Raw genomic sequence first — 6,212 nt, forward strand, 5'->3', positions numbered from 1 at the left:
GGCTTTGTGATTTTAAACAGGTTTTTCGATGAACATCACTCTACGTTCTGGATCTGTTCACGCATCTGCTCGATTAGAACCTTAAGCTCTACCGCTGCCGCTGTGACTTCAGCGCTGATAGATTTAGATGCTAAGGTGTTAGATTCGCGGTTAAATTCTTGCATCATAAAGTCTAAACGGCGGCCTTGTGCGCCACCTTTCTTAAGGATACGTTGTGTCTCGGCAACATGGGCATCGAGCCTGTCCATCTCTTCGGCGACATCCATCTTCTGAGCAAGAATAACCATCTCCTGCTCCATACGAGCCGGATCGAGTTCGCCAGTGATCTCGGCTAAACGATTAATCAACTTGTCACGTTGCCATTGCATAACGGTAGGCATATGTTCGCGAACAATAGTGACCTGCTCAACGATGGCATCGAGGCGTGTTTGTAGCATGGTGTTGATTGCCGCACCCTCACGGCCACGTGCTTCGATGAACTGGTCGATTGCAGAATCGAAAGCAACTAATAGCTCTTTGCCTAATGCATCCATATCTTGCTCTGAACCTGACATGACGCCCGGCCACTTTAAGATATCGACTAGGTTCAGTTCACCCTGACCGGCTTCCTCTTTTACCCAGTTAGCAGCATTAATCAGCTGCTTAGCTAGATCTTGGTTGATCTGCAGTTCATTCGTGCTGTTGTCGGCGAGGTCATATCTTAGGTTAACTTCAATCTTGCCTCGGTTTAAACGTTTACGCAGACGGTCTCTTAGCACTGGCTCCAGATTGCGAAAATGTTCAGGTAGGCGCAGGTAGGTTTCTAAATAGCGCTGATTGACGGAACGAATTTCCCAAGAGGCGGTACCCCACTCGGCTTTGTGCTCGATACGAGCATAGGCTGTCATACTTTGGATCATGGGTTTTCCCAATCGTGTAAACGTTAAAGTGAACTGGGATTATAGACCTATGCTTGCAAGGGTCAAAGTAATCTCGCCTGGCTTTAACCCAAGAGTTCGAATAACGTGGCGTCAAACGCGACAAGCCCCTATAATATGCACCCAAATTCGCCTATAGATTTATGAATACAGGAATTTCCTATGCGCCCTAGCGACAGAACGCCAGCTCAATCACGTCCAGTGACAATTACTCGTCAGTTTACAGCTCATGCTGAAGGCTCTGTTTTAGTTGAGTTCGGTGACACTAAAGTACTTTGTACTGCCAGCTTCGAAGAGGGAGTTCCACGTTTTCTTAAGGGAAAAGGTCAAGGTTGGGTGACTGCCGAGTATGGCATGCTACCGCGTTCGACTCACAGCCGTATGAACCGTGAAGCTGCTCGTGGCAAGCAATCTGGTCGTACTCAAGAGATCCAGCGCCTTATCGGTCGCTCATTACGTGCAGCCGTCGACATGAAGGCTCTGGGTGAAAACACCATCGTTATCGATTGTGATGTGATTCAGGCCGATGGTGGTACACGTACCGCTGCTATCACTGGCGCATGTGTTGCCTTGGTTGATTCGCTTAACTGGGCTCGTGGAAAAGGTATTTTAAAAACCAATCCACTTAAGTTCCTTATCGCTGCAGTCAGTGTTGGTATCTATAAAGGTGAGCCAATCTGTGATCTTGAGTATCTTGAAGACAGCGAAGCTGAGACCGATATGAATGTCGTGATGACAGAAACCGGCAAGATGATCGAGATCCAGGGCACTGCAGAAGGTGAACCATTTAGCCATGAAGAGCTACTGAGTTTACTGGAGCTTGCGAAGCACGGTATTCGTGAAATTGTCGATATACAGAAAGCAGCATTGAGCTGATTTGTTATCAAGTAAAATTAAGGGCCCTTCGGGGTCCTTTTTGTAAGTAAAATAATAAGACCTGCCTACAAATTTTAAGGAGAGATTGTGAAAGCCTATCAACGTGAGTTTATTGAATTTGCATTAGAGCGTCAGGTACTGAGATTTGGCGAGTTTACGCTTAAATCTGGTCGTACGAGTCCTTATTTTTTCAATGCTGGCCTGTTTAATACCGGTCGCGATCTGGCTCGCCTCGGGCGCTTCTATGCCGCTGCGTTAGTCGATTCAGGGATCCAACACGATCTTCTGTTTGGACCTGCGTACAAAGGGATCCCAATTGCGACAACGACGGCCGTCGCTTTATGTGAGCATCATGATATCGATATTCCTTACTGCTTTAACCGTAAAGAGAAGAAAGATCACGGTGAAGGCGGCAGCCTGGTAGGCAGTGAGCTTAAAGGCCGCGTTATGTTGGTGGATGATGTGATCACCGCCGGTACCGCGATTCGTGAGTCTATGGAGATTATTCAGGCTCATGAAGCTTCGTTAGCGGGGGTATTAATCGCGCTCGATCGTCAGGAGAAGGGTAAGGGCGAGCTTTCGGCTATTCAGGAAGTTGAGCGTGACTTTGGCTGTGAGATTGTTTCTATCATCAAGTTGGGTGATTTGATTAACTATCTTTCTGAAAAATCAGGAATGGAAGCGCAGCTTGAGTCGGTGAGTGCTTATCGCGATCAGTACGGGATTTAAAAGAAGTGTTGAGTTCCTAGTACCTAGGTTCTAGGAACTCGTATCTGGTGCTCTTAATTACTTAGAAACTCTGCGCGTGTGGCTGGGTTCGATTTGAAAATGCCGCCCAGTGCCGTGGTTGTCGTTGAGCTGGTGGAGTCCATGACGCCACGGGATTTCACACAATAATGTACGGCATCCATCTTTACGGCGACATCTTTGGTCTCTAGCAGGGTCTGTAGTGCGACTAAAACTTGTTGAGTGAGTCGCTCCTGCACCTGAGGACGCTGTGCGAAGAATTGCACGATGCGATTGATCTTAGACAGGCCTATGATATTTTTTCTTGGCAGATAAGCCACGGTGGCTAAACCATCAATGGTGACTAAGTGATGTTCGCAGGTACTCGTCAGACTGATATCGTTAACCTTGATCATCTCATCGAATCCCATCTTATTTTCGATGACAGTGATCTTGGGGAAATTTTGATAATCCAGACCTGAGAAAATTTCATCGACATACATCTTGGCTATACGGCGTGGTGTATCGGCCAAACTGTCATCGGTCAGATCCAGCGACATTAAATTTAAGATTGCACGCATATGCTGCTCAATCTGATCTTTACGCTCATCGGCGCTAAGCTCACACGGGAGCATAGGAGTCTCGAGTCCACGTGTTAATAATGCACTTTGCACAAGCTGTGCTGATTCACTGAGAACGGCGTCTTTTGATGTCATAAGTTCCTCCACTATGATGGGTAGTGGTTTTATTGTGTATCTTTTGCCGCAACAAACGCTGGACTTGCTGAGGTGTCAGTCTTCTCTTAATCCGTGCCGGAGTCAACTTCTGGCTCGGGGCTTGAATTAAGAGAGAGCGGGAGGATACCGCTATTTGCTGTAAATATATACCAGAAATCTGAGTTAAGATAACAAAAAAGCCGATAGAGGCTATCGGCTTTTAAGGGGGAATCGCAGGTTATAGTTTGAGGTTTTCTTTCAGGAAGCTCAACATCTCACCATAATACTTTGCTTGATGCTCGTCGTTGTAGAAACCATGACCTTCGTCGTCCATTATTAATTTCTGGTAAGGATAGTGATGCTCTTTAAGTGCATCTTCCAGCGCTTCAAACTGCTCGATGGGCGCACGCTCATCATCACCACCATGAACCAGTAAAAGCGTAGTCTTGAGCTTATCGACATTATGAGTCGGTGACATAGATTGCAAGACCTTAGTGTCTTCTCCTAAGACCTTCTCCAGATAACGCTCGCCAGCACGACGACTCTGTACGTCTCCCTCTTTGAACATTAATGGCAGATCGTAGACTCCTGCAAACCCGATAGCGCATTTAAACATGTCAGGTGCAAGTGTCGGTGCCATCAATGCTGAATAACCACCGAAGCTGCCCCCGGCAATACAGATGCGGTCTTTGTCTACTAATCCCTGTTCGATGACATGTTTAGTCCCATCGATGATGTCATACTGAATATCGGTGCCCCATTTCTGATGGCCCAGATGTTCAAACTCTTTACCGTATCCGCCCGAACCACGAAAGTTTATCTGTAATACCGCGGCGCCTTGGCTGGCAATCAGTTGGTTTTGAGCATCGAATCCCCACCAGTCCCTTGGTCCATGTGGTCCACCATGAGGATTGACCACTAAGGGTAAGTTCTTTGCTTCCACGTTGTTTGGCAGGGTGAGGTAACCGTGGATTTTTTTACCGTCTCGGCTGGTAAAGCTAATAGGTTTAACCTCGGCCATTAATTCGGGATCGAGCCAGTTTTTTTGAGATACCAGGTATTCAAGCTTCATGGTCTCGGTGTTAAATAGATAATAATCACCGGGGTTGCGATCGTTAAATGCTTTGATTATAAATTGATTCGCATCAGTGGTTTCACTGAGGAGGTGGATCTGGTGTCCGGGTAAAGATGCAAGTAACTGTTTTATCAACTTTGCCCGAGCATCTTGTTTATCTACGAATTCATAATTGGGATAACCATTTTCAAATTCAACTGCGTAGAGTTTTTTGTTATTTTGATTGATCCAGACGTTGTAGGGATCGACCACATCATCCCGGCTTACCAGTTTCTTCGTTCCTGTTTTTATGTTGATCAGGTATATGCCTTTATTTTTTCCGGGTTCACTGCCAACGACATAGACACTGTCTTTATCATCGCTGAATGCAATGGGTCGCATTTGATCCAAGTTTAACTGCAGTTTTTCTGTATCCACCCAAAGGTTATCCTCTCGGTAGAAGAGGCTAGAGTTGATGTAATCTCTGGTGCCACTGACAAATCTAACCTCACCTTCATCATCGGTTAAGAAATTGGCATATGAGATAGGGGATGTGACGAGTTTCTTACGCTTTCCCTTGTAGACATCGACACGATAAACTTGTTGTAAATTTTCAGCCGTGTTACTACCGCCCGAGCCCCAGGGAAGGGCCTTTACTAGCATGTAGCGTTTGTTTTCTGGCATGGGGTCAAGGATATAGGCCGTGGCTCTTATCGGGGTATTTTTCTTGATTCTGGTGCCAGTCTGTTGTCCTTGTTGATTGTAACCAAATAAATACACAGGCTTTGAACCGTCGGCGTTAACGGCCATCAGCTCTCCATAATAGAGCGGATGATCTTGCCAGCCCTTCAGATACACTTTTTGGAGCACCACTCTTTCATCGTTAACCCACTGATAGTCGCCAACCTGAGCGTTGGTGGAGAAATAGACCGAATGAAGTGGCTTTCTGGTTTTTGCATCTAAAATGATCAGCACTTTTTTGCCATCTTTTGTGGTTATCGTGCTGAGGTAGTCTCCACCTGGGGAGATTTTCACATTGGTGAACTCGGCTGAACGGCTGAATACTTCGGCTGGATTTTCTATTTTTGCCACAGCGTTATAGCTGAGGATAGAGAGGCAAGCAAAACTAAAAAACTTAATTAGTTTCATATAACTTCCTTGTAATAATATCGTGAATATTTTGTGTATTTATGTATCAGCAGGAGAATAAAGCAAAAACAACAGTATATCAATAGGATGGTTTAGGGGAGTAGCTGCTGGATGAAGGCCCATTGTTGTTCGAACTGTTCGGTTGGCTTTTGTTTGAACTCACCGCGTGTAATTGGGGCGATGCTTCTCTGATGGGAAAATTACAGCTCGTCTTCTTATAGGTAAGAATCGGGCTGGTATCGGTATAAATGGTTTTAGCTTTGAAGTAGCTGCTGCTGGATGAAGGCCCATTGTTGTTCGAAGTGTTCGGTTGGCTTTTGTTTGAACTCACTGCGTGTAATTGGGGCGATGCTTCTCTGATGGGAAAATTACAGCCCGTCTTATAGGTAAGAGTCGGGCTGGTATCGGTATAAATGATTTTAGCTTTGAAGTAACTGCTGCTGGATGAAGGCCCATTGTTGTTCGAAGTGTTCGGTTGGCTTTTGTTTGAATTCACTGCGTGTAATTGGGGCGATGCTTCTCTGATGGGAAAATTACAGCCCGTCTTATAGGTAAGAGTCGGGCTGGTATCTGTATAAATGATTTTAGCTTTGAAGTAACTGCTGCTGGATGAAGGCCCATTGCTGTTCGAAGTGTTCGGTTGGCTATTGTTTGAATTCACTGCGTGTAATTGGGGCGATGCTTCTCTGATGGGAAAATTACAGCCCGTCTTATAGGTAAGAGTCGGGCTGGTATCTGTATAAATGATTTTAGCTTTGAAGTAACTGCTGCTGG

5 protein-coding genes and 3 pseudogenes are annotated in these 6,212 nt (G+C 45.7%); 2 read left to right on the forward strand and 6 right to left on the reverse strand.

Annotation, left to right across the window (positions count from 1 at the left end):
* Positions 1-35: 35 nt before the first annotated feature.
* Positions 36-899, reverse strand: coding sequence for a YicC/YloC family endoribonuclease (locus EKG38_RS21335; protein WP_126522966.1), 864 nt, complete (start codon positions 897-899; stop codon positions 36-38).
* Positions 900-1,079: 180 nt separating this feature from the next.
* On the opposite strand from EKG38_RS21335, the gene rph reads away from it, so the two are divergent.
* Both rph and pyrE read left to right on the forward strand, forming a co-directional pair.
* Complete coding sequence (rph, locus tag EKG38_RS21340) at positions 1,080-1,793, forward strand: ribonuclease PH (RefSeq protein WP_076415173.1); 714 nt, start codon at positions 1,080-1,082, stop codon at positions 1,791-1,793.
* 87 nt (positions 1,794-1,880) lie between these two features.
* The gene (gene pyrE, locus EKG38_RS21345; RefSeq protein WP_126522968.1) at positions 1,881-2,522 is read left to right on the forward strand and encodes an orotate phosphoribosyltransferase; all 642 of its coding nucleotides are present in this window, start codon (positions 1,881-1,883) and stop codon (positions 2,520-2,522) included.
* Between the two features lie 53 nt (positions 2,523-2,575).
* On the opposite strand, the gene folE is transcribed toward pyrE, so the two are convergent.
* The 5 genes and pseudogenes from folE to EKG38_RS21370 form a co-directional block, all read right to left on the reverse strand.
* The gene (gene folE, locus EKG38_RS21350; protein ID WP_126522970.1) at positions 2,576-3,235 is read right to left on the reverse strand and encodes a GTP cyclohydrolase I FolE; all 660 of its coding nucleotides are present in this window, start codon (positions 3,233-3,235) and stop codon (positions 2,576-2,578) included.
* Between the two features lie 238 nt (positions 3,236-3,473).
* Positions 3,474-5,438 carry an alpha/beta hydrolase family protein gene (locus tag EKG38_RS21355; protein ID WP_126522972.1) on the reverse strand — a complete coding sequence of 655 codons (1,965 nt, stop codon included), beginning with the start codon at positions 5,436-5,438 and terminating at the stop codon, positions 3,474-3,476.
* A 254-nt stretch (positions 5,439-5,692) separates the two neighbouring features.
* Positions 5,693-5,788: pseudogene (locus tag EKG38_RS21360) on the reverse strand (nucleoid occlusion factor SlmA); the annotation flags it as partial.
* 69 nt (positions 5,789-5,857) lie between these two features.
* Positions 5,858-5,953 (reverse strand): annotated as a pseudogene (locus EKG38_RS21365) (nucleoid occlusion factor SlmA); the annotation flags it as partial.
* Positions 5,954-6,022: 69 nt separating this feature from the next.
* A pseudogene (locus EKG38_RS21370) lies at positions 6,023-6,118 on the reverse strand (nucleoid occlusion factor SlmA); the annotation flags it as partial.
* Positions 6,119-6,212: the final 94 nt, after the last annotated feature.

This window comes from Shewanella canadensis (assembly GCF_003966225.1).
In the GTDB taxonomy this organism is placed as follows: domain Bacteria; phylum Pseudomonadota; class Gammaproteobacteria; order Enterobacterales; family Shewanellaceae; genus Shewanella; species Shewanella canadensis.

Bases quoted from the DNA above. Each gene is read 5' to 3' on its own strand.
- EKG38_RS21335 (WP_126522966.1), bottom strand. From the start codon at position 899: ATGATCCAAAGTATGACAGCCTATGCTCGTATCGAGCACAAAGCCGAG.
- folE (WP_126522970.1), bottom strand. From the start codon at position 3,235: ATGACATCAAAAGACGCCGTTCTCAGTGAATCAGCACAGCTTGTGCAA.
- rph (WP_076415173.1), top strand. From the start codon at position 1,080: ATGCGCCCTAGCGACAGAACGCCAGCTCAATCACGTCCAGTGACAATT.
- EKG38_RS21355 (WP_126522972.1), bottom strand. From the start codon at position 5,438: ATGAAACTAATTAAGTTTTTTAGTTTTGCTTGCCTCTCTATCCTCAGC.